The following is a 534-nucleotide window of genomic DNA, read 5'->3' as shown; positions in this document are numbered from 1 at the left end:
TTGCCCTTCGCCGCGACTGGATCGACCGAAACATGACAACCCACCTGAGCAGGAGAAATGCCATGAACACACACAACGTCAACGTCAAAACCGCCACGCCAGAATCTCCCAAAACATGGGATGAAGGGCAGGACCAACATCCGCTCACTGCGGCGCAGTTTACGGACCTGTACCGCTGGATCCGTGCGAACGGGGAGTTTACCGGCGTGGCAGGCGTGCACAGTGCCGTACTGGCCGGGTTGACGCTGATTGAGGAGCCCACCCCGGAGCCGGAAGCCCTGAAAATTTACGTCCACGAAGGTTTCCCCGCGGTCGTCCAGGAATACGACACCGGATTTGTGGTCGTCCGGGAGTATTACGCCGCCGCTGTGGCCGGGAACTGATCCCGGTCAGAAAACAGATTTATTTCACCCACTTTCTCAATATAAGGAATCTGATTATGGTCCGTTTTGCTACCCGCTACGCTGCCCCGACCTCCGTACGTAAAAATCACCCGCTGAGCAATGACGAATTAATGCGCGTCGTGCCGAGCGC

1 protein-coding gene is annotated in these 534 nt (G+C 56.9%); it reads left to right on the top strand.

What is annotated here, in order from left to right; all coding sequences use genetic code 11:
• The coding region (locus tag CBW22_RS24415) for a hypothetical protein (protein WP_254919563.1) at positions 1-383 on the top strand (383 nt) is incomplete at its 5' end.
• Between the last annotated feature and the right edge of the window lie 151 nt (positions 384-534).

It is taken from the genome of Pantoea sp. VS1 (genome assembly GCF_002207995.1).
GTDB lineage: Bacteria > Pseudomonadota > Gammaproteobacteria > Enterobacterales > Enterobacteriaceae > Pantoea > Pantoea dispersa.
The sequence above is the reverse complement of the archived record's forward strand: the minus strand, read 5'-3'. Positions and strand labels throughout refer to the sequence as shown.